15 protein-coding genes and 1 pseudogene are annotated in these 20,902 nt (G+C 63.1%); 14 read left to right on the top strand and 2 right to left on the bottom strand.

The features are described 5' to 3' along the window. Positions 1-81 precede the first annotated feature (81 nt). The 8 genes and pseudogenes from MTX21_RS15950 (at position 82) to MTX21_RS15915 (ending at position 7,024) form a co-directional block, all read left to right on the top strand. Positions 82-1,392, top strand: coding sequence for an ABC transporter substrate-binding protein (locus MTX21_RS15950; protein WP_280965731.1), 1,311 nt, complete (start codon positions 82-84; stop codon positions 1,390-1,392). A 15-nt stretch (positions 1,393-1,407) separates the two neighbouring features. Then, positions 1,408-2,175: an ABC transporter ATP-binding protein gene (locus MTX21_RS15945; RefSeq protein WP_280965730.1), complete on the top strand. Its 768-nt coding sequence runs from the start codon at positions 1,408-1,410 to the stop codon at positions 2,173-2,175. Positions 2,176-2,179: 4 nt separating this feature from the next. After that, positions 2,180-2,884, top strand: coding sequence for an ABC transporter ATP-binding protein (locus MTX21_RS15940; protein WP_280965729.1), 705 nt, complete (start codon positions 2,180-2,182; stop codon positions 2,882-2,884). Positions 2,885-2,899: 15 nt separating this feature from the next. Continuing rightward, a complete protein-coding gene (locus MTX21_RS15935; protein WP_280965728.1) occupies positions 2,900-3,781 on the top strand; it encodes a branched-chain amino acid ABC transporter permease in 882 nt (293 codons plus the stop codon). Continuing rightward, positions 3,778-4,825 (top strand): annotated as a pseudogene (locus MTX21_RS15930) (branched-chain amino acid ABC transporter permease). The gene MTX21_RS15935 and the pseudogene MTX21_RS15930 overlap by 4 nt, the downstream one beginning before the upstream one ends. Next, on the top strand, positions 4,758-5,687 hold the full coding sequence (locus MTX21_RS15925) for a polyphosphate kinase 2 family protein (RefSeq protein ID WP_280965727.1): 930 nt from the start codon (positions 4,758-4,760) through the stop codon (positions 5,685-5,687). Before MTX21_RS15930 ends, MTX21_RS15925 begins: the two are co-directional and overlap by 68 nt. Next, entirely contained in the window at positions 5,684-6,721 is a 1,038-nt protein-coding gene (locus tag MTX21_RS15920) for a patatin-like phospholipase family protein (protein ID WP_280965726.1), read from the top strand. The genes MTX21_RS15925 and MTX21_RS15920 overlap by 4 nt, the downstream gene beginning before the upstream one ends. A 21-nt stretch (positions 6,722-6,742) precedes the next feature. After that, positions 6,743-7,024 carry a DUF3551 domain-containing protein gene (locus tag MTX21_RS15915; RefSeq protein ID WP_280965725.1) on the top strand — a complete coding sequence of 94 codons (282 nt, stop codon included), beginning with the start codon at positions 6,743-6,745 and terminating at the stop codon, positions 7,022-7,024. Here MTX21_RS15915 and MTX21_RS15910 read toward each other — a convergent pair. Both MTX21_RS15910 and MTX21_RS15905 read right to left on the bottom strand, forming a co-directional pair. Then, positions 7,000-7,485, bottom strand: coding sequence for a hypothetical protein (locus MTX21_RS15910; RefSeq protein ID WP_280965724.1), 486 nt, complete (start codon positions 7,483-7,485; stop codon positions 7,000-7,002). The two genes, MTX21_RS15915 and MTX21_RS15910, sit on opposite strands and share 25 nt — an antisense overlap. 36 nt (positions 7,486-7,521) lie before the next feature. After that, entirely contained in the window at positions 7,522-7,890 is a 369-nt protein-coding gene (locus MTX21_RS15905) for an MBL fold metallo-hydrolase (protein WP_280965723.1), read from the bottom strand. 715 nt (positions 7,891-8,605) lie between these two features. Here MTX21_RS15905 and MTX21_RS15900 point away from each other — a divergent pair. From MTX21_RS15900 to MTX21_RS15875, 6 genes are all read left to right on the top strand, one after another. Continuing rightward, positions 8,606-10,945, top strand: a complete 2,340-nt coding sequence (locus MTX21_RS15900; RefSeq protein ID WP_280965722.1) for a mechanosensitive ion channel domain-containing protein — start codon at positions 8,606-8,608, stop codon at positions 10,943-10,945. A gap of 102 nt (positions 10,946-11,047) precedes the next feature. After that, complete coding sequence (locus tag MTX21_RS15895; RefSeq protein ID WP_280965721.1) at positions 11,048-12,061, top strand: tripartite tricarboxylate transporter substrate-binding protein; 1,014 nt, start codon at positions 11,048-11,050, stop codon at positions 12,059-12,061. 474 nt (positions 12,062-12,535) lie between these two features. Continuing rightward, on the top strand, positions 12,536-15,286 hold the full coding sequence (locus tag MTX21_RS15890) for a hypothetical protein (RefSeq protein WP_280965720.1): 2,751 nt from the start codon (positions 12,536-12,538) through the stop codon (positions 15,284-15,286). 526 nt (positions 15,287-15,812) lie between these two features. Further along, positions 15,813-17,468: an NAD-dependent malic enzyme gene (locus tag MTX21_RS15885; protein WP_280971388.1), complete on the top strand. Its 1,656-nt coding sequence runs from the start codon at positions 15,813-15,815 to the stop codon at positions 17,466-17,468. Positions 17,469-17,881: 413 nt separating this feature from the next. After that, on the top strand, positions 17,882-18,274 hold the full coding sequence (locus tag MTX21_RS15880) for a BlaI/MecI/CopY family transcriptional regulator (RefSeq protein ID WP_063704958.1): 393 nt from the start codon (positions 17,882-17,884) through the stop codon (positions 18,272-18,274). Further along, complete coding sequence (locus MTX21_RS15875) at positions 18,271-20,793, top strand: M56 family metallopeptidase (RefSeq protein WP_280965719.1); 2,523 nt, start codon at positions 18,271-18,273, stop codon at positions 20,791-20,793. The genes MTX21_RS15880 and MTX21_RS15875 overlap by 4 nt, the downstream gene beginning before the upstream one ends. Positions 20,794-20,902 lie beyond the last annotated feature (109 nt).

The following is a 20,902-nucleotide window of genomic DNA, read 5'->3' as shown; positions in this document are numbered from 1 at the left end:
ACATCGCATCGCTCAGCCCATGTGATGGGCAAAAAAGCAAAACAAGAAGACTGCAATGCACAATCGTCCAGGGAGGTTTAGATGCGCCTGCGCATGGCTGCCCGCTTGGTACGTGGGCTGTTCGTCGCGATTGCGGCAATGGGCTTGGCGGTGTCCGCCCAGGCCCAGGAGAAAAAGATCAAGATAGGCGTGATTTTCGACCTGACCGGGCCGCTCGCCGGCGGCGGGTCGGAGCTCGAATATATCGGCGTCAAGATCATCCTTGACCAGTTAAGCAAGACCGGCGTCGAGGGCTACAAGGTCGAGGCGGTCTACGCCGACGCGCAGAGCAAGCCTGACATCGCCATCAACGAATCCGTCCGCCTGCTCGAGCAAGAGAAGGTCGACATGGTGCTCGGCTTCTTCTCCTCGGCGCAATGCGTGCCGGTGGCCGCCCGCGTCGAGCAGCTCAAGAAGTTCATGTGGATGACGACCTGCATCTCGTCCGCCGTGTTCAACGACAAGAACTACAAATACGTGTTCCGCCCCCAGGCGAGCGGCGACCAGTTCGGCATGATGACGATGGACTTCATCGCGCAGAACGCGAAGGAGAAGTTCGGCAAGGAGCCGAAGGACCTGCGCGTCGCCATCATCCACGAGGACGGCGCCTACGGCGTCGACGTCTCCAAGGGCAACGAGGCCGGCGCGAAGAAGGCCGGCTTCAACGTCGTGCTGAAGGAAGGCTATTCGGCGACCGCGCCGGACCTGTCGGCGCTGGTGACCAAGCTGAAGCGCGCAAGGCCCGACGTGATCTTCCACACCGGCTACAATCCCGACATCACGCTGTTGCTGCGTCAGGCCCGCGAACAGGGCTTGAAGTTCGGCGCGCTGATGGGACATGGCGCCGGCTACGGGGTCTATGAGAAGCTGAAGGAGGGGCTCGGCGCGGACGCCACCTACATCTTCAACACCGATCCGATCTCGATCTGGCTCGCCAACCAGAAGACGATGGACCCGAAGCTCGCGCCCGTCATCAAGATGGTCGGCGAGGAGTTCGACAAGATCAAGCCCGGCGTCGCCATCCGCTCGGCCCATGTCGGCATCGGCGCCTCCAACACCTACGTCTTCATGAACGACGTGCTGCCGCGCGCGATCAAGAAGTATGGCGGCGTCGATCCCGATGCGTTGCGCAAGGCGGCGCTCGACACCGATATCCCGGAAGGCGGCACGATGCTCGGCTTCGGCGTCAAGTTCTATGGGGAGGGGACGCCGATGGCCGGCCAGAACGAGCGATCGTTCCCCGTCGTCATCCAGTATCTCGACGATAAGTCCTATGTGGTGTGGCCCAAGAGCCAGGCGCAGCGCGAGGCCGTGCTGCCGCTGCCCAAGGGCACCACCTACAGCAACCAGTAGCGGCGGAGAGCTTTGGTGCTGGAGGTCAGCGGGCTGGTGAAGCGGTTCGGCGGCTTCAAGGCCGTCAACAATGTGTCGTTCAGGGTCGATCAGGGCGAGATCCTCGGCCTGATCGGGCCCAACGGCTCGGGCAAGAGCACGATCTTCAACATGCTCTCCGGCACGCTTCCTCCGACCGCCGGATCCATCGTGTTCGCCGGGCACGAGATCGCGGGCCTCGCCCCGCACCGGATCATCAACCGCGGCATCGGCCGCACCTTCCAGATTCCGCGGCCGTTTCGTCGCCTGACCATCTTCGAGAACGTCGCGCTCGCCGGCTTCTACGGCCAGGGCCGCCACAGCCGCGTCAAGGCCGAGGAGGCGGCGGAGCGCGCGCTCGCGATGGTCGGCCTTCCGACCGATCGGCATGCACCTGTCGACGGCTTAGGGGCAGCCGGCCTGAAGAAGCTCGAACTTGCGAAGGCGCTCGCGACCGCGCCGAAATTGTTGCTCGCCGACGAGAGCCTCGGCGGCCTCGACGAGACCGAGATGGACCAGGCCGCCGAGATGCTGCGAAAGATCCGCGACGAACTCGGCATCACCATCATCTGGGTCGAGCATATCATGGGCGTCCTGATGCGCGTGGTTGACCGCGTCATGGTGCTCGATCACGGCGAGAAGATCTCGGAGGGACTGCCGAGCGCGGTTGCGTGCGATCCGCGCGTGATCGAGGTCTATCTCGGCACCGATGCCGAGACAACGCAGGCGGCGGCCGCAGAGGCGCGCCGCCGGGCCGGAGTGTAGCGCGATGCTGGAGCTTCGTTCCGTCGATGCCGGCTATGGCAGCTTCCAGGCGCTGTTCGACGTCAATCTCGACGTGAAGGCCGGCGAGGCGGTCGGCGTCATCGGGCCGAACGGCGCCGGCAAGACCACGCTGATGCGCGTGATCTCGGGCCTGATCCGCCCTTCGCGCGGATCGATCCGGATGGAGGGCGTCGATGTGCTGACGACGCCGGCACACCGCATCGTCGGACTCGGTATTGCGCATGTGCCGGAGAACCGGCGGCTGTTTCCGCGGCTTTCGGTCGACGACAATCTGAAGATGGGCGCGTTCATGAAGGCGTCGCGCGGGACATACGCCGAGCGGCTCGATTTCGTCTTCGAGCTGTTTCCACGCCTGAAGGAGCGCCGCCATCAGATGGCCGGCACGATGTCCGGTGGCGAGCAGCAGATGTGCGCGATCGGCCGTGCGCTGATGTCGAATCCGAAGCTGCTGCTTCTCGACGAGCCCTCGGCGGGGCTCGCACCGGTGGTGGTGCAGCAGGTGTTCGAGCTCGTCAAACGGATCCGCGCAAGCGGCCTGACGGTGCTGATCGTCGAGCAGAACGTGCAGCAGGTGCTGCGCGTGGTCGACCGCGCCTACCTGATCGAGGCGGGTACGATCCGCAGCTCGGGCACGTCGGCCGAGATGCTGGAAAGCGACACGGTCAAGGAAGCGTATCTCGGGGTGTGAAGGTGGGCGCGGCACATGCAGGCATTTCTTGATATCTTCGACATCTACCTGCTGGAGGCCGTGATCAACGGCATCCTGCTTGGCGGCGTGCTGGCGCTGCTCGCGCTCGGGTTGAACCTGATCTTCGGCGTCATCGACGTGACGTGGATCTGCTATGCCGAGCTCGTGATGATCGGCATGTACGCGATGTATTTCATGGTGCAGTATTACGGCGTCAGCTATTTCATCGCCGCGCCGTTCACCATCCTCCTGGTTGCGCTACTCGGCGCCTTGTTGCACTACCTCGTGATCGCACCGCTGCTGACTGCGCCGCCGATCAACCAGTTGCTCGCGACCGGCGGCGTGCTGTTCGTGCTCCAGAGCTTTGCCACCGTCGCCTTCGGCATCGATTTCCGCAATCTCGGCATCCGCCTGCCGGTGCTGGCCTTCGGCGACATGAATTTCAGCTACGCACGCCTGTTGTCCTTCCTCGCAGCGCTGGTCGGCATGGTGGCGGTCTATCTGTTCATGACCCGCACGTTCACTGGCACCGCGATCCGCGCCATCTCCCAGGACCGCCAGATCATGGCGCTGATGGGGGTCGATGCGAAGAGGATCTATCTCATCACTTCGGCGCTGGGCGGCGCGCTGGCCGGGCTGGCGGCCTGCCTCCTGGTGCTGCAATACGACGTGCATCCTTTCGTCGGCCTGTCGTTCGGGCCGATCACCTTCCTGATCTGCGTGCTCGGCGGGCTCGGCAATTTCATCGGCGGCTTCGTCGCCGCCTTCGTGTTCGCCGAGATCATCTCGCTCGGCGGCCTGTTCTCCGATCTCGAATGGGGCTATGTGCTCGCCTTCGCCTTTTTCATCGTCATGATGTTCATCCGGCCCGCGGGCCTGCTTACGAGGCGCCGATGACGCGGCAGGGCCGGCTTGCGGCGTGGACGGTCGGATTGGCGGCACTGATCGCGCTGCCCTTCGTCTATCGCGATCCCTACCATCTGCACATCCTCGTGCTGATCCTGATCTGGTCGTTCGCCTACACCTCCTGGTCGATGATGGGGCGGTTCGGCCTCGTCTCGCTCGGCCACGGCGGCTTCATGGGGATCGGCGCCTATGTCACCGCGCTGCTCTGGAATCATCTCGGCCTGTCGCCCTGGATCGGCATTCCCGTCAGCATGGTCGCGGCCGGCGCGTTGGCGCTGGTCGTCGGCTATCCCTGCTTCCGCTTCCGCATCACCGGACATTATTTCGTACTGGTGACGCTGGCGCTCTCCGGCATCGTGCTCCAGGTCATCACGGCGACGCGCGACTATACCGGCGGCTCGCTCGGCTATACGCCGAACCGCGCCTTGACAAACAAGCTGCTGGCGCTGCAATTCGACGACAAGACGACCTGGTACCTGATCGCGCTTGCGGTCTGGCTCGCCGGCCTCCTGGTATGGCACTTGGTCGACCGCAGCATGAGCCGCTACGCGCTGGAAGCGATCTCGGAAGACGAGGACGCCGCGGCGGCCGCCGGCGTCGACGTTACCGCCGAGAAGCTGAAGATCACGCTGATCAGCGCGCTGATGACTGCGCTCGCAGGCGCGATCTACTGCCAATACCAGATGTTCATCACGCCAGACACCGTCAGCGGCATCGCGGTGTCGCTGCAGATGGTGTTCGCGGCCATCGTCGGCGGCCTCTTCGTCTCGCTTGGTCCGACCGTCGGCGCCATCATCACCATCCTGCTCGCGGAGACCTTGCGGATCGGCTTCGGCACCAAGGCAGTCGGCTGGGACAACCTCGTCTACGGCGTGCTGCTCGTCCTCTTCATCATATTCCTTCCCAAGGGCATCCTTGGTAGCGTGCTCGACCGATTGAAGCCGCAACGCAAGGTATCCCCGAGCTCATGAACAAGAAGCCGTCAAAATCGCTCGCCGAACAATTCGACCGATACATCACGCCCTTCCGCCATGACGGGTCCGGCAAGTTTCGCCTCAAGGCGCACAAGACCGACGAGAAAGGCGGCCTCGACAAGGAGCAGGGGCTGGAGATCCTCGAGGCCAACAAGAAGCGCCTCATCGATTTCCAGGAGAAGCTCTACGCCCAGGACCGCTGGTCGGTCTTGATCGTGCTCCAGGGCATGGACGCCGGCGGCAAGGACTCCGCGATCAAGGCGATCTTCGAGGGCATCAACCCGCAGGGTTGCGAGGTTCATCCGTTCAAGCAGCCGAGCAGCAAGGAGCTCGACCACGACTTCCTCTGGCGCCATGTGCTCGCGCTGCCTGAGCGCGGCCATATCGGCATCTTCAACCGCTCCCATTACGAGGAGTGCCTGGTGACGCGCGTGCATCCGGAGATCCTCGCCAAACAAAAACTGCCGCCAAAGCTTGTCACCAAGAACATCTGGAGAGAGCGGTTCGAGGACATCTCCGCTTTCGAGCGGTACCTGGCGCGCAACGGCACGGTGGTGCTGAAGTTCTTCCTCAATCTCTCCAAGGAAGAGCAGCGCCAGCGCTTCCTCGACCGGCTGGAGGATCCGGCCAAGCAGTGGAAGTTCTCCATGGGCGATATCGAGGAGCGCGCGCTGTGGCCGCGCTATCAAGCGGTCTACCAGGATATCGTCCGGCATACCGCGACGCCTCATGCGCCTTGGTATGTTGTGCCGGCCGACCACAAATGGTTCGCGAGGGTCGTGATCGGCTCGGTGATCGTCGCAGCGCTTGAAAAGCTGGACCTGCGCTTTCCGCGTGCCGACAAGGCCTCGCTGCGGGAGTTCGGGGCGGTGCGGGAAGCGCTCGAGAACGAGGGGAAGGGAGGCAGGAAGCGCGCAAAGTGACCGCAGATGGGACCGGCAACCAAAAGAATGTCAATTTCGCGCTCCAGGGCGGCGGCGCGCATGGTGCCTTCGTCTGGGGCGTGCTGGACCAGGTGCTCGAGGACGGCAGGCTCGCAATCGAGGCGATCAGCGCCACCAGCGCCGGTGCGATGAATGCGGTGGCGCTGGCCTCGGGCATGGCCATCGGCGGGGCCGAGGCGGCCCGGCAGAACCTGCATGCGTTCTGGTACGAGGTCTCGCGGATGGATCAGGTCTATGACCTGCTTTCGCCGCTCAACCAGTGGATCCAGGCCTTCAGGCTGCCTCCGGAATATCATCCGGTTCATGCCTTCATCCACACCTTGACGCACACGCTGCCGCCGAATCTGCTCAACCCCCTCCACTTCAATCCGCTGCGGTCCGTGCTGCAACGCGTGGTCGATTTCGACCGGCTCAATTCGTCGCCGGAGGCTCCGCAGCTCTTCCTGAACGCCACCAACGTCCGTACCGGCAAGATCAAGGTGTTCCAGACTCCATTGCTCAGTGCGGACACCGTGCTGGCCTCGGCCTGTCTGCCTCCGTACTTCCAGGCGGTCGAGATCGACGGCGAGCACTATTGGGACGGCGGCTATCTCGGCAATCCCGCGATTTTTCCGCTGATCTATCGCAAGGGCAGCCACGACGTCATCATCGTGCAGGTCACCGCGATCCGGCGCGACGAGCTGCCGGGGAGCGCCGCCGACGTCCTTCACCGCATCAACGAGATCAGCTTCAATTCGTCGCTGATGCGGGAGATGCGCGCCATTGCATTTGCCACCCGACTGATCGACAATGGGGAGCTCGACAGCAATACGCACAGCCGCATGTTCATGCACTGGATTGGCAATGATCAGTTGATGTCGCAGCTCGGAACGGCCACGCAGTTTCATCCTGAATGGAGCCTCTTGTGCCGCCTGCGTGACGAGGGGCGCGAGGCCGCGCGAAGCTGGCTTACCCAAAACTTTGACCGGATCGGCAATTCCTCTACGGTCGATTTGACCGACATGTTTCTCTGATCCCGAGGTCGCGAGGTCGTCATGTTGAAGCCGATTGTCGCCATTTCCGCGCTCGTCACGCTCCTGGTGGCTGGTTCCGCGCGCGCCCAGACCTATGCTGGCGGCTCGCCGGTCTGCCTGCGCGTCTTCGGCGAGTTGGAGGGCGAGCGGATGGACTGCATTTTCCCCTCCTTCGCCCAGTGCCAGGCGAGCGCATTGGGCCGCCCGGCGACGTGTCTGAGGAACCCGTATTTCGCGCAAGCCGCTCCCCGCAGGAGCGGCGTGAGGCCGATGTCCTCTCAATACCCGCGGCCCCACCAGTAGCAGAAGCGCTCCACGTTGGCGGGCAGGCTCGCTTCGTAGTTCGCCCATTTCTCGTATTTCGGCAGCTTCACTTCCTTCATCGCGGTGTCGAAGCATTTGCCGGCATCGGCCGCCTTCTTAACCTCCGCCGACAGGTCCTCCATGTAGGCGATGTCGTCCTCGACGTCCTTCTTGGTGCCGAGGCGGCCGCCGGCATAGGGGTGGCCCGGAATCATCCGCTCCCAGTCGAGCGCGGCAAGCTTCTTCAGCGAGGCGATGTATTCCAGCGGCGACGCATTGTCCGGGATGTTGCGGAACTGGACGGATTCGATCGGCGCGAAGTCGACGACGAAGACGAGTTTCTCCTTCGGCAGCCGCATCACCAGCGAATTGTCGGAATGATTGCGACCGACATAGTTCAGCTCCAGCGTGGTGCCGCCGAGCGTGATGGTTTTCTTGTCGTCGATCACCTGGTCCGGCATCACCACATCGGCGAGCAGTGCATTCTGCTTCTTCAGCTAGAGCAAGCGCTCCTTGGTCCGCCGGTGGGCGATGAAGGTGGCCCCGAGGTCCTTGAAGGGTTGCCCGCCGGCGATGTGGTCGTAATGGTGGTGGCTGTAGATGACGTACTTGATCGGCTTGTCGGTGACTGACTTGATGGCGTCGATATAGGGCTTTGCCGGACGTAAATACGAGATCGGGTCTGTCGCGATCACGCCCTGCGGCGTCACCACGAACATCGACTGATGACCGCCATAGCGGAAGATGTAGACGTTCTCGGTGCCGTCGACCTTTTTGGTCGAGCTCTGCGGCGGACTCTGCGCAGCAGCCGATCCAATTCCGGCAGCGAGCGTGGTGAGCACGGTGAGGCAAATCGATATCTTCATCTTTTGCTTTCTGAGAATAATTAGGAGTGCGGGCGAGAGGCGGATATCCTCGTCGAGACAAACGCTGCGGAGAAGATTTTATTCCGCTGCATCAAGTCGCGGACCGTCGCGACTGCGGAACAAACGCCCTTAAATGTGATCTCTGCGACCTTGATCCCGCTTGACACCTTTGTGTCACGGGAGGAGCATTCCCCGGGTCGCAAATCTGCGACGCGCAATGTCCAACCCAAGAGCAAGGGGAGGTTTATGACGCCACCTCCGCAAATCCAGCCGCGTTGATTGCGATGGAGCTCGTTCGGACTATCGCATAGCGGCTCAAATCCGCGAACGGCACGCCGGGACAAGGTTTAAGCGGGCTGCATCAGTGAGGCAAAGCCCCTTACCTTCCCGGCGCTGTATTTTGGAATCCGCTCATTGCGTTGGGCGACCGTGACGGGGCCTGCGCACAACGCGTTCGACATCTGCTTTCTCTCTCTTCTCCTCCTCGCCGTCATCCCGGGCCGAACCCCGGGATGACGGGGAGCGGCCTTTTGCTCCCGTGCGCGGCAAGCGGCTGCCATTCCTGCATCGCGGCAAATGCCAAGAGAAAGTCGTCTCGCTGGCAAACTTCCGACACAGGACCGGGGCGAATAGCACAACCCGACATGACGCATGCGCCACGGCGGCGACGACTCTCGCCTCCGCCGGGCGCAGCTATTTTTCTTGGGGAATCTTCGTGCCGCACAAGCTCGTCCCGGCGCTGCTCGCTGTCCTCTTCCTTGCAATCTCGGCCTTCCCCGGTGCCCGCGCCGAGCCGCCGGCGCCGGCAGCAAACGGGGCCGTGGCGCTCTCGCCGGACGAAGCGAAGCGCGCGGTGGAAACCCTCCAGGACGACCAGAAGCGCGCCCAGATGATCAACACGCTGCGCGCGCTCGCCGGTGCATCGAACCAGCAGCAACCCGCGCCGGCCGCGCCCGAACAGAAATCGCCGATTCCGCTGTCGGCCGACGGGCTCGGTGCGCAGCTCTTGCTGAGCGTGTCGGAGGAGATCGGCGATATTTCGCGCGAGGTCGCCGAGATCGCGCGGACGCTGACGCACTTTCCGGCCTTCTACTACTGGTTCTTGCGCACGGCGAATGATCCCGCCGCCTATAATCTCCTGATCGAAATCGCCTGGAAACTGGCGTTGGTGTTCGGCTGCGCCTTCTGCGCCGAGTGGGTGATCTTCCGGCTGATCCGGCGTCCGGTCGCATTCCTGGAATCGCGGGTGCCGCAGACCGCGCGCCTGCCGGTGCAGGCGCTGCCTATAGCCGATCCGCCATCCTCCGCCGTCGATGTCGCCGCCGCGCCTGAGCTGTACCGGCGCCGCGCCACCCTGGCGCGGGCCTGGCAGCTCTTCCTGCGGCTGCCCTTCGTGCTCGGACGCCTGGTCCTCGAACTGCTCCCGGTGTGCGTTTTCGTCGGTCTCGCCACGGCGCTGCTGGGAACGGAGATCGGCGAGCCTGTAACGGTGCGCCTCGTTATCCTCGCGGTCGTCAACGCCTACGCGTTCTCGCGCGGGCTCATCTGCCTCGTCCGCGCTTTGGCGGGGCCGTACGGCCTGTTTCCGGTTCGCGCCGAGACCGCGGCCTATGTCGAGATCTGGGCGCGCCGCATCGTCGGCGTCGGGGTGACCGGCATCGCCTTTGCCAACGTGGCGCTGCTGCTCGGCCTGCATCGCGCGGGCTATGCGGCCCTGCTGCGCATGGTGATGCTGATCGTGCATCTCTTCATCGTCGTTATCATCCTGCAGTGCCGTCGCCAGGTTGCGGAGGCCATCCGCGCGCCCGCCGACCGGCAGGGGCTTGCGGCCCGTTTGCGCAACCGCGTCGCCGGCGGCTGGCACTATCTCGCGATCGCGCTCGACCTCGCACTGTGGGCGGTCTGGGCGCTGAACATCCGCAACGGCTACTCGCTGCTGCTCCAATATTTCGTCGGCACCATCGCGGTCGTGCTGATCACGCGGGTCGTCACCATGGTGACGCTGAGCCTGATCGACCGCGGCTTCCGCATCAATCCGGAGATACTGCAGCGTTTCCCCGGCCTGGAGACTCGTGCCAACCGTTATCTGCCACTACTGCGGAAAATCGTCTCAAGCGTCATCGCCTTCATTGGCTTAGTGGCCGTGCTCGAGGTCTGGGGCGTCGATGCCATCGTCTGGTTCTATGGCGGCCAGATCGGCAGCCGATTGATCTCGGCCGTGGTCACGATCGGCATCGCCGCAGTCATTGCCGCCGCAATCTGGGAGGCCAGCAATGCGTTGATGGACCGCCAGATCAACGTGCTGTCGCGGGACGGGCACTACGCCCGTGCCGCGCGATTGCGCACGTTCCAGCCGATGCTGCGGACGGTGCTGTTGTGCCTGATCGCCGCCGTCGTCGGTCTCACCGCGCTGAGCGAGATCGGCGTCAACGTCGCACCACTGCTTGCCGGCGCCGGCATCGTCGGCATCGCCATCGGCTTCGGCTCCCAGAAGCTGGTGCAAGACCTCATCACCGGCCTGTTCCTGCTGCTGGAGAATACGGTCCAGGTCGGCGACAACGTCAGCGTCTCGGGTCTGACCGGCGTGGTCGAGAACGTCTCGATCCGCACCATCCGCCTGCGCGCCGGCGACGGCGCCGTGCATATCGTGCCGTTCAGTGCGGTCACGACCATCACCAATTCCAGCCGCGGCGCCGGCAATGCGTCGGTCAGCATCAACGTCGCCTACAAGGAAGACACCGACCGCGCCGGACAGATCCTCAAGGAGATCGTCGACGAAATGCGCCGCGAGCCGGAATACCGCGCAGCCATCCGCGGCGATCTCGAGCTCTGGGGTATCGACAAGGTTGACGGCGCGATGGTGTCGATCGTCGGCCAGATCCGCTGCACGGATTCGGGTCGCTGGCCGGTGCAGCGCGAATTCAACCGCCGCATGAAGCTCCGCTTCCAGCAGTCCGGTATCGAGATCGCATCCCCCGTCCAGACCATTTTGATGCAGATCGCGCCGCCGGCCGATGCGGCCGCGAATCCGACGCCGCGCCGGGCGACGGCATAGCCGCCCGGTCAAATTTCCCGCTTGCCTCGGCCCACGCGGCAGCGTTCACTCCGGCTCTAGTCTGCTGCCAACATGCGGGCGACAAAAAGAGTGGGGGAGAGAATGACGCGGGGGCTGTGGGCCGGATTGCGCGGCCCAGTGATCACTTGTGCGTTGATCGTTTGCGCGCTGACCGGATCTGCGGTGTGGACCGCGCCGGCCAGCGCCCAGCCGTTTCCGTCGCGTCCCATCACGCTGGTCGTGCCGTTCGCCGCGGGCGGGCCGACCGATACGCTGGCGCGCATCCTGTCCGAGCGGATCGCGGCCGAGCTGCACGTGACGGTCGTGGTCGAGAACGTGGCGGGCGCCTCCGGCAGCATCGCCGGGGCCCGCGTCGCGCGCGCGAGCCCGGACGGCACGACGATCACGATCGGTCATTGGGGTACGCATGTGCTGAACGGCGCGATCTTCAAGCTGCCCTATGACGTGGTCGCCGACTTCGAGCCGGTCGCGATGATCGCGATGGGGACGCAGCTCATCGTCGGCAGGAAGACGCTCAAGGCCGACAATCTCAAGGAGCTGATCGCCTGGCTCAAGGAAAACCCCGGCAAGGCCACCGCCGGGACGGCCGGCGCCGGCACGGGCGCGCATGTCGCCGGTGTGTTCTTCAAGACCAAGACCGGTACCGATTTCCAGTTCGTGCCCTATCGCGGCGCCGGGCCGGCCATGATCGATCTCGTGGCCGGGCAGATCGACATCATGTTCGATCAGGCCACCAATTCACTGCCTCAGGTCAAGAACGGCGCGATCAAGGCGTTCGCCGTGACGTCACCGACGCGGCTTGCGTCCGCGCCCGACATTCCGACCGTCGACGAGGCGGGCCTGCCCGGCCTCTACATTTCCTACTGGCACGGCGTCTGGACGCCCAAGAACACGCCGAAAGATATTGTCACGAAACTCAATGCGGCAATCATCGCGGCGCTTGCCGATCCGTCTGTCAAGCAGCGCTTCGCCGAATTGGGGCAGGAGATTCCGCCAGTGGAGCAGCAATCGCCCGCAGCCCTCGCGGCCTTCCGGAAGGCCGAGACCGAAAAATGGTGGCCGGTCGTGAAGGCCGCGGACATCAAGCCGGAGTAGCATCGCCGCGCAAGCCGAAGCTAACATGGCACTAGCGGCGCGAGTCCATGAAGCGTCGCGAAATCGGCTGGTCCGTGGTCGGGATTGCCCGCAGTTGCGCTGTCTCGCTCAGCCCCACTTCGCGGCTGTGCTCCGTCGGCCGAAACTGATGGAGCAGCGGCAGGGGGCGGCGGCATATTTGTCCGCATTTGAAGAACATTGCGAACAGCGGCATAGCTACCCGGTAACCATTTCCTCGCGACGAGTGGAGAACTGACATCGGGTTAACGTGTTCCCATGATTGACTGTGCAACTTATCCGGGAAATCTCTAGTGATTAGTGCGCCATGCCGCTCAGATCGCGCTTCTCTTGCCTGCCCAGCAGCCGTCCCGCTTGGTTCTCGCATCGCTGGTGCTTTCATCGGTTTGGGGGGCCTTGGGGCTCTGCATTGAGTGCTGCGGCAAGCCGTGACTGATGGCGCAGGAGCCTTAAGAGATGCTCGGCAGGACACATAGAGATCGTCACAAGAGTGGAGCGGCTGGCCTGCTCACCGCGCTAATTCTCGCTTGTCCAATGGGAGCTACCCTGGCGCAGCCAAGTGACCGTTTCTGCGTCGTCCCCGTGAGGGACGGTGCTCCCACAGAGAAGGACGCCAATGAAGCCTGGCGAATAAGCGAAGATGTATTTCTCATTCCAGGTCTTCCTGGACCTGTCTTCACTCCAGTCAATCGGGGCGGACAATGGACGATCAATGCTGAGCGCAGGCTGGTGCCATATCATGGCGCCTTTCCGCACAACTTTCTTGATAAGGGGCGGTTTGTCATTGAGCCGTGGAGCCGGCGAGTCGTAGCGGTTAGCCACGTAGGCGGAATTTCGGTCCTTCGTCCGGATACTGAGCAGTTCGCTCCCATCGAGGACGATAACCCTCGCTCTGACCAAGCAAGTCTAGGTCTGTTTCTGTTGCCGCGGCAAAAGCTGACGGTCGTCGTCTCCGGCCAAGGATTACCGAAGGTCGTGGAAGACCGATCGCTCCGCACCTGGATGTCGGAAGAACAAATGACTGCTCATGGAATACGCGGAATCTATAGCATTCATGATGCACCCTTGCTTTCGGCTGCCGTCATCCTTGATCTCGACCGGAAGATCCATATCGTCACCGACGACGGCCGATGGCAGGACGTCGGGAGCATCGGCAAGGACGACTACGGACGTCTCATTGAAGCGGCCGGCGTGGCCTTGCTCATAGCGCAAAAATCCGTTGTTGCGATCCGCAAAAACGTGAGTACGGGAGATCCGCAATTCTCGGCTGAGGTTCTGGCAACCACCAGTTCAAACGGCGCCGGATTGTCTTTCTCCGAATCTCGCCTGTTCGGGCAAATCCTGACCTACGCCGCCGGCGGGTGGTTCGATGCAAAGATGCGCTGGCGGCGCTTCGCGCGTGATGGACAACTCGAAGACGTTCCGGGAGGACGCCTCGGGTTACCTCGGCCCGATCTCTTCAGGTATGGGCGAATACAAGATCTTCCAACCATTGGTCGAAGTCTCATTGAAGCTCCTGAAGGTTTTTTCCTCTACGACGGAAAGGCAATAAGGCCGGTAGTGGATGGCGGCCGAGATCGACTTGGTGATTTGCCACGCGTGTACGATCTACCGTCGATCAAGCGGGTCTTGGTCGTCACGAGATCCGGATGGTTCGAACTGCGGCCAGAGGGAAACATGGTCGCGCTCTCAATGCCCTTTCCGGTCGAGGGTTTGCCAATGGCTGAAATCGCGGATTGGCCGGAATCCGCCGTGGCACTGGTTTCCACGCGCGCCGGTCTGTTCAGCCTGGATGCGAACCTCAACGCCACGCCGGTTGCCGGTGGAGATCATATTGGCCTGGGCTGGCTGGGATTTTCCAACGGAGCAAATCCTGCAACCGGCGAAATGATCCTGACAGGGCGATACGGCCTGTTTCTTGCGGTCGACTCCCAGCACAGTCGAGACCATATCTGTCGTGATCAGCAAGAGCTCGAAAGCAAGATTTCGCGATCAAACCTTTGCTTGAGGCCGATATCAGGCACCGACGGGGAGTCGATCGGCTTCGCTCTGGGCCGGATGATCGAGGCGCCGGATGGTCGTCAATTGTTGTTCGACACTGTGAAAGGTCTCTTCTCTCTCGGTCCGGACGATACAATCAGGCAACTAGAAAGTCGGGGCGGCCAGTTCACGCGCGATCTCGTTCAATTGCCATGGTCTGGGGGCGTAGTCGCCGGCGGGACATTGGAAAGCGTTATCAGTTCAGATCTATCGGTCCAGCAACTAGCGACCCTTCAGTACAGCGAGATTCTCGGGGTCTTTCCGTCGATAGAATCCGTCCTGGTTGTGGACGGCAACTCCGGGGGGCCGATCAAAATGATCCACATGGAGGGAACCAGCTATCGCCGGACGGATACCCCGGTTAGAAGGAGCAACATTGAAGCGATCGTTGATGCGCCTTGGTTTGGAGGTCCGATCGTTGGGAATTGGCACGGGCTGTTCTTGATGCGGCACGATGGCGCTCTGGCTCCCTTCGACGCGGAGGGCATCAAGCAATATTTTCCTGGGATTTTCCATTTTTCAAACCGGACGCACACCTATGGGGCAAAAAGCTTTTTTTCCGTCCGCCGCTTCCAGACGGTCTATGTGTGGAACGATGGATGGTTCATGATCACGCCGGACAGGCGTTGGCGATCTGTCGCGGGACTGCCGCGGGAAGCAATTGTGCTCACGACATTCGAACCGGAAACTGGCGACGTTCTGTTCGGGACTAACCTCGGTATCTACTCAGTCAGTCAGCAAGGGCAAGCGAGAAGACTAGACGATATTCATGGTCCAATGCGTTCCATCAGAGCGTTCGCCGAGGCACAGGGAGATCAAGGTATCTTGGCAGGTGGCGACGAAGGTTTGTTCGTAGTGCGAAAAGACTCTCTCGGCGTGGAGCAAGTGGCTAACGGTTCTGACGAAGTTGTCGGTTCAGTGCGCCAGATTGTTGCTTCGAAATTCGCCGGGCTCAACATCATCGAAACGTCACTCGGAGGTTATTCATTCGACGGAGCAACTCTGAAAATCATTGAAGACTTTAACTCTGCCCGTGGTGTATCGGGCCTTGCGGCATTTCCACGGCTCGGTCGCATGATCGCGAAAGGACCTAGTGGCGGGCCATTGCTATTCGAGCTAAATGAGCGCGACGCTTCGACTAAGTGCAGCCAACCACTTGCGCGCTAGTGGACTGTGTTATTCGCTTAAACCGACTCTCTTAGGAGCATTGACCACCTACGTTAGGTTCGTCACTCAATTGATCTTCTTCGTACACCCACAAAACCACCTTCATTTCGTTGCCGCGAGCGCAATCGCTGGCGCAGTCCTAGGTGGAGCCTTCGGATTCTGCCTGTGGAGATTTGACGTGGCATATCCGGCAAGAGAACCGAAGCAGCCGCTTAACCGGATTGGTGAAGCGGGGGGCATCGGTTCGTGAGGCACAGGACGGCGTTGATCCAATGCACACGGGCGTCTCCAAGGATGGCCGCGGGCGAGATCGGGGCCTCATGGTTCGAGACGCGCGTTCTGCGCTCTTCACCATGAGGGGTGGGAGCTTCGCGGCGAACTTTTCGCCGCACGCGATTTGCGGTATTTACGGAGATCTCGCTGCGGTGCGAGATCACAATCGTGCATACGTGGCAACATCCTTGATCTCCATGCGGTGCTGGCCGACAATGTTTGCGGTCCAATAAGAAACTCCCTGGGGGAATTCGTGAATAGACCTAACCGGGTCAGTGCCCACTCGACATCATCTTCCACCGCGCTGCATGGCATGACGCTCTTGCGCGATCCCTTGCTCAACAAGGGCACCGCCTTCACGGAAGCGGAACGCGGCGCGCTCGGTTTGCGCGGTTTGCTGCCGCCCTGCGTGCTGACCATGGAAACGCAGGCCGAGCGGGTGCTTACAAATCTGCGCACGCTGCCGACCGACCTCGAGAAATACGTCGCGCTGAACGCGCTGCATGATCGCAACGAGACGCTGTTCTTCCGCGTCGTCTGCGACAACATCGACGAGATCCAGCCGATCATCTACACACCGACGGTCGGACTCGCCTGCCAGAAATACGGCCTGATCTTCCAGCGGCCGCGCGGCATGTTCATCTCCTCGCGCGATCGCGGCCAGATCGCCGAGATCCTGAAGAACTGGCCCTATCCGGCGAAGCTGATCGTCGTGACCGACGGCGAACGCATCCTCGGCCTCGGCGATCTCGGCGCCAACGGAATGGGCATTCCGGTCGGCAAGCTCTCGCTCTATTCGGCCTGCGCCGGCGTGCATCCGGAGCAGTGCCTGCCGATCGTGCTCGACGTCGGCACTAACAATGAAGAGCTCCTGAACGATCCCTATTATCTCGGCCTGCGCGAGCGGCGGCTCACGGGCGAGGCCTATGACAGCTTCGTCGACGAGTTCATGCAGGCGGCACGGAATACGTTCCCGGGCGTGCTGATCCAGTTCGAGGATTTCGCCAACCACTCGGCGTTCAAGCTGCTGCACAAATATCGCGACGAAGCCTGCGTCTTCAACGATGACATCCAGGGCACCGCGGCGGTCGCGCTTGCCGGCCTGTTTTCGGCGCTGAAGGTCTCTGGCGGCAAGCTCAGGGACCAGAAGATCCTGTTCCTCGGCGCAGGCGAGGCGGCGACCGGGATCGCCGATCTCGTTGTCTCGGCCATGATGGCGGAGGGCGCTTCGGAAGCCGAAGCGCTCAGGCGCAACTGGCTGGTGGATTCCCGCGGCCTCGTCGTCAACGGCCGCGCAGGGCTCTCCGGCCATAAGCTGCGCTATGCCCATGCCGACCAGGCGCCGATCGCCGACTTCCTCACCGCGATCAGGACGCTGAAGCCGACGACGATCATCGGCGTTGCCGCGGTCGGCGGCGCCTTCACGCCCGACGTGCTCAAGGCGATGGCTGAGCTCAACGAAAAGCCGATCGTGTTCGCGCTCTCCAACCCGACCTCGAAGGCCGAATGCTCGGCGGAGGACGCCTATCGCTATACCGAAGGCCGCGTGCTGTTCGCCTGCGGCAGCCCCTATGATCCCGTGACGCTCAGCGGCCGCACCTTCGTGCCGCGCCAAGGCAACAACTCCTACATCTTCCCCGGCGTCGGGCTTGGCGTCATCGCCAGCGGATCGCGGTTGGTAACGGACGAGATGTTCATGGCGGCTGCGCATTCGCTCGCCGATTGCGTCGGCAAGGAGGACCTCGCACAGGGCAGCCTCTATCCGGCGCTGCCCCGCATCCGCGAGGTCTCGGCGCGCATCGCCGCCGCCGTCGCGCAAGTGGCCTACCAGCGCGGGCTGGCGGATGGACCCGCGCCCAACGACCTGATGGGCCAGGTCACCTCCCAGATGTACGAGCCGCATTACTGAGCGGCCCGGCCCCGGTCGCGCAATCGCATGTGACGCGGGCACTCACTTAGTGTGCTGACGCTTCCGCGATCTTCATGGCCAGGCAGAGCCGTCTGAAGGACGGCGTCGCTTCCGCTCGCCTCGGCCATCCTCGCCTTCCGCGCGGCGCAAAGAACGTGGATGCCCGGGACCCGGCTCCGCCACGGCTTCGCCGGGCCTTCGATGTTGGGCCGGCGAAGCTTCAGCGAAGACAGCAAGCCCGGGCATGACGACCTCCTGAAGTTTCGCATAGCGTGATCACGCCGGCCCCTGGCGGCCTGCGGTTAGGTCAGCACGGCGATACCATTTCAGGTGGAATCGCCGTTGCGCCGCGCGTCCGTATATGCGACGGTCTGTAGCGTTACAAGAAACTTCCAACCGCAAGGTCAGGCACCATGGACGATCGTTTGCCCGAACTGGGCGACCTCGAGCGCGAGGTCATGCAATTGGTTTGGGCCCACGGTCCGGTGACGGCCGAGGTCGTGCGCGAGCGGCTGTCGCGGCGTCTGAAGGAATCGACCGTGCGCACCGTGCTGCGCCGGCTGGAGGAGAAGGGCTATGCGCGGCACACGGTGGACGGACGCACCTACGTCTATCACGCCGCCGAGCCGCGCGCGCGCGTGGCCGCCAAGGCCGTGCAGCGCATCGTCGACTGGTTCTGCAACGGCTCGATCGAGGAGGTCCTCGTCGGCATGGTGGACAACGCGATGCTCGACCAGCAACAACTGCGCACGTTGGCGGACCAGGTGGCCAAGGCGAAGAAGGCGAGGGGAGTGAAGAAAGAATGATCGCAACTCTGGCAGAGGCGGCACTCCGCTCCTTCGTGCTTGGAGGCGTCGTCTGGTTCGGTCTCAACCTGTTTCGTGCGCACAATCCGCACGTCCACATGACGGCCTGGGTCGTCGTGCTCCTGGCATCGCTGGCGATGCCCTTCGTCATGCACTGGCCGACGCTCACCATCGCGCGGTTGCCCATGTCCGTGGCGGTGATGCCGGACGATCTCTGGCCCGCTGACATCTCGATGCTGGAAACGCCGCAGCCGGCCCTGCCGGTCGCGACCGGCACTCCCGTCGTACTGCCGCCGAGGAGCGGTCCGTCGGTCGACTGGTGGCTGGTGGCGACGATTGTCTATGCCGGCGTCGCCGGCCTGCTCTTGCTACGGCTTGCCATCGGCCTCTGCCTGACCTGGCGGCTGGCGCGCGCGGCGAAGCCGATGGGCTGTCCGCAGAGAATCGATGCCGACGTGCGCATCAGCCGCGACGTCGGCGGTCCTGTCACCTTTGGATCGACCATCCTTGTGCCGCCGCAATTCGCCGGCTGGGATGCGAAAAAGCGCCTCGCGGTGCTGGCGCACGAGAGCGCGCATGTCGCCAATCGCGATTTCTACGTCCTGCTGCTCGCCGCGCTCAACCGTGCGGTGTTCTGGTTCAGCCCGTTCGCGTGGTGGCAGCTCGCGCACCTCGCCGAGCTTGCCGAGATCATCAGCGACGCCCAGGCGATCGAAGTCATCGACGACCGGCTGTCCTACGCCGAAATCCTGCTCGATGTCGCAACGAGCGTGAAGCCGCGGCCGGTGGAGCTCGCGATGGCGCGGGCCTCGACCGTGCGCGCCCGTGTCGAGCGCATCATCGCGGCGGCGGCGCTGCCGGCGGCGGTCGGCTGGCTCAAACGGCTGTGGATCGCGGCCGCGATCGCGCCGGCCGTGATCGTGTCGATCGGGATGATCGCCTATCGCACGCAGGATCCGGTGCCTGCTGTCGCCGACCTCGGCGAGGCGCCGGCGCAGCACTACCGTCCCTTCGTCAATTTCTACGCCATGGGCCCCGCCTCGGTATTTGCGATCTTCCGGGAGGGCGATGAGCTGTACGGACAGATCACCGGGCAGCGCAAGCTGCGGCTGACGGTTGCCAGCGACGGCACGGCATCCTACCCGGCTACGTTTGGCGAGATTACGTTCCCGATCGATGCGGAACGCCGATCGTCCGAATTGATGCTGCATTTCAACGGCCGCGACGTGCGCGCTTCCCGCATTGCGGAGATGCCGACATCGGCCTCCGATGCGGCGCCGCTCGATCAATATGTCGGCTGGTACCGGCTCGCGCCGAACCGGGTGCTCACGGTCCAGCGCGATGGCGATGGGCTTCAGGTGCAGGAAACCGTACTGGGCCGATCCGCGCTTCTCGCGGAAGGCGCTGACGCATTCTCCATCCGGGGCGACAATCTCCTGATCTTCCTGCGTGACGGGCAGGCGAAGGTGACGCGCGTGCTGCTCCAGAACACGGTTTCCGGCGCCCGCCTCGCGCCGCGGATCGACGCCGCTGTCGCCAGGGCGATCGAAGCGGACTTCGCGCGCCGGATCGCCGAGGTGCCGGATCGCTTCCGGGAGCAGGTCCCCGCCGCCGGCGGCAAGGAGGTGATCCTGCGCGGGATCGAGGACATGCGCCGCGGTACGCCGAACTACGATCGCATGAGCGCGCCGCTTGCGGCGAAGATCCATCTGCAACTCGACGAGCTGCACGCGACGTTCCTGGCGCTCGGCGCGGTGGAGTCGATCTTCTTCCGCGGCGTCGGTCCTGGCGGCTACGACATCTATGGTGCGAAATTCGAGAACGGCACGGCGGAATTCCGCCTACTGCTCGAGCCCGACGGCAAGGCGGCCGACGTGCTCTTCCGTCCTGACGGCAATGACGAGCTCGGCGGCATCGTCGCCTGTTCGGAAGAGGCAAGTGTGCGCGGCCGCGCCGGTAGGTCGCCGATCAGGATCATGGTCTATAACGAAATGGGCGACGACATTCAGGTCTTCAATCTCGATGCTGATGGCAATCGCAGGACGGAGAGCCCCGTCAGGGCCAACATGTCGTGGGCCCACATGACCACGGTGAACAGTCCGTGGGTCATTGCCGACAAGTCGGGGCGATGCCTGGAGATCCTGCTTCCGGGCCGGCAGACGCGCTTCCACAATGTCGAGGCCTCGACAGTGGGAGCGAAGCCGGGGCGCGCCGCGCGTCGTGCCGTTCCGATCGCCAATGGTGAGGAGATGCTGCGGCGCTACATCGAGGGGGTCGGCAAAGGTGAGCCCGACTACGACCACATGACCACTGAGGTTGCAAATATCACGCGTCAGCAGCTTCCATTCGACCAAGCGATCCTGGCGCGGCTCGGGGCGCTGCGCGCGGTCTCGTTCCGCGGCGTCACCGCGCTCGACAGCGACATCTACATCGCCCAGTTCGCCAACGGCGCGGCGGAATGGCGCATCGGCGTCCGGAACGGCACGATCACGAAGATCGCGCTCGGGCCGAATTACTAGGGGCTGCGCCGCCCGCCCGTCAATCGGGCGGGCGGCTCCCGATTTCTTGACTGTGATGTCTCAATCTCTGCTTGCGAGGCCACAGACCTAATGTTACGATCTGTAGCAT

It is taken from the genome of Bradyrhizobium sp. ISRA430 (assembly GCF_029909975.1).
Taxonomy (GTDB): Bacteria; Pseudomonadota; Alphaproteobacteria; order Rhizobiales; family Xanthobacteraceae; genus Bradyrhizobium.
The sequence above is the reverse complement of the archived record's forward strand: the minus strand, read 5'-3'. Positions and strand labels throughout refer to the sequence as shown.

Coding starts and splice junctions, on each gene's coding strand:
- MTX21_RS15950 (WP_280965731.1), top strand. CDS start 82: ATGCGCCTGCGCATGGCTGCCCGCTTGGTACGTGGGCTGTTCGTCGCG.
- MTX21_RS15940 (WP_280965729.1), top strand. CDS start 2,180: ATGCTGGAGCTTCGTTCCGTCGATGCCGGCTATGGCAGCTTCCAGGCG.
- MTX21_RS15895 (WP_280965721.1), top strand. CDS start 11,048: ATGACGCGGGGGCTGTGGGCCGGATTGCGCGGCCCAGTGATCACTTGT.
- MTX21_RS15915 (WP_280965725.1), top strand. CDS start 6,743: ATGTTGAAGCCGATTGTCGCCATTTCCGCGCTCGTCACGCTCCTGGTG.
- MTX21_RS15910 (WP_280965724.1), bottom strand. CDS start 7,485: ATGCCGGACCAGGTGATCGACGACAAGAAAACCATCACGCTCGGCGGC.
- MTX21_RS15935 (WP_280965728.1), top strand. CDS start 2,900: ATGCAGGCATTTCTTGATATCTTCGACATCTACCTGCTGGAGGCCGTG.
- MTX21_RS15905 (WP_280965723.1), bottom strand. CDS start 7,890: ATGAAGATATCGATTTGCCTCACCGTGCTCACCACGCTCGCTGCCGGA.
- MTX21_RS15925 (WP_280965727.1), top strand. CDS start 4,758: ATGAACAAGAAGCCGTCAAAATCGCTCGCCGAACAATTCGACCGATAC.
- MTX21_RS15875 (WP_280965719.1), top strand. CDS start 18,271: ATGATCGCAACTCTGGCAGAGGCGGCACTCCGCTCCTTCGTGCTTGGA.
- MTX21_RS15880 (WP_063704958.1), top strand. CDS start 17,882: ATGGACGATCGTTTGCCCGAACTGGGCGACCTCGAGCGCGAGGTCATG.
- MTX21_RS15890 (WP_280965720.1), top strand. CDS start 12,536: ATGCTCGGCAGGACACATAGAGATCGTCACAAGAGTGGAGCGGCTGGC.